1 protein-coding gene is annotated in these 1,465 nt (G+C 64.2%); it reads left to right on the top strand.

What is annotated here, in order from left to right; all coding sequences use genetic code 11:
• Positions 1-234 precede the first annotated feature (234 nt).
• A complete protein-coding gene (locus DBR22_RS08885) occupies positions 235-1,431 on the top strand; it encodes an IS30 family transposase (protein ID WP_108598715.1) in 1,197 nt (398 codons plus the stop codon).
• Positions 1,432-1,465: the final 34 nt, after the last annotated feature.

Raw genomic sequence — 1,465 nt, 5'->3', positions numbered from 1 at the left:
TCTGCTCCACGGAGCCGGGGATCGGGCCAACGGAAATATACCCCTGCTCAAAAGGCGGAGTTCTTCCTGGTCTTTGACCGGGTTAGGAGCACCAGGCAAGCTGCAAGAGAACTCGGATTGAGCCCTGACACCTGCGCCGGATGGGTGCGTAAAGCCGGGTTAAAAGGCCAGGGGAAACCAGGGGCAGGTCCTCATCCGGGGCGTGATGAGTACTTCCGGCTGCGCAAGACCGGATTGAGCCGGCGGAAAGCCGCCGCGGCGGTCGGTGTCCATCTGCGGACCGCCGAAGAGTGGGACCAAGGAATCCGGAAGTCCAGCGGGCGACGCATTTACCCTGACGGCCGGGTAGTCGACTACAAACGTGGTGTGACCACCATGACCTCTCCCGCCGGCACGGCCGGAACGGCGCCGGTCCCCGTGACCGCGCTGGAGAAACCTATCGATCCGCGATACCTCAATGTTCAAGAACGGGAACTGATCCGGGACCTCCAGGCAGCTGGATCCTCTGTGAGGGCGATCGCCCACACCCTCGGCAGATCGCCCTCAACAGTCAGCCGGGAGCTGGCCCGGAATGCCGATCCCCGCATGGGCTACCTGCCCCACGGTGCGCACCGGAAAGCCGCTGCCCGGCGGCCGCGGCCCAAGACAGTCAAACTCGCGGGCGAGTCGGACCTGCGTGAGTACGTGAAGGGCAGGCTGCTCCTACGCTGGTCTCCGGAACAGATCAGCCACACGCTGATCGAGGAGTTCCCCGACGACCCGGAGATGCGCGTGAGCCCAGAGACGATTTACCAGGCCCTCTACCTCCAAGCCAGAGGCGGACTTAAACGCGAGGTCCAGGCGGCCCTGCGGACCGGCCGGACCCGCCGCAAACCCCACACCACCGGGGAGCAACGCACCCCAAGATTCGTGGACCCCATGGTCATGATCTCCGATCGTCCACCCGAGATCGAGGACCGAGCCATCCCGGGCCACTGGGAGGGGGACCTCATCACCGGCGCCCACAACCAGTCAGCGATCGCGACCCTGGTCGAACGCACCACCCGCTACGTGATGCTCGTCCACCTCCCGAATGACCACACCGCCGAAACTGTCCGCGACGGCCTCGTCAAGACCATGGCTACCCTGCCGGCGCACCTGCGTGGCTCCCTGACTTGGGACCAGGGCGCGGAAATGGCAGGACATAAATCCTTCACCCTCGCCACCGACATGCAGGTCTACTTCTGCGACCCCGCCAGCCCTTGGCAGCGCGGCTCGAACGAGAACACCAACGGGCTGCTGCGCCAGTACTTCCCCAAAGGAACCGACCTGTCCGTCTACGGGCCGGAAGACCTCGAACACGTCGCCCAGGAACTTAACGGCCGCCCACGCAAAACGCTCGGCTGGAAGACTCCAGCCGAGCGTTTACGTGATTTACTACTAACCACCTAACCAACAGGTGTTGCAACGACCCCTAGAAACCGCC

Source organism: Arthrobacter sp. HMWF013, assembly GCF_003061105.1.
Lineage (GTDB): Bacteria > Actinomycetota > Actinomycetes > Actinomycetales > Micrococcaceae > Arthrobacter.
The sequence above is the reverse complement of the archived record's forward strand: the minus strand, read 5'-3'. Positions and strand labels throughout refer to the sequence as shown.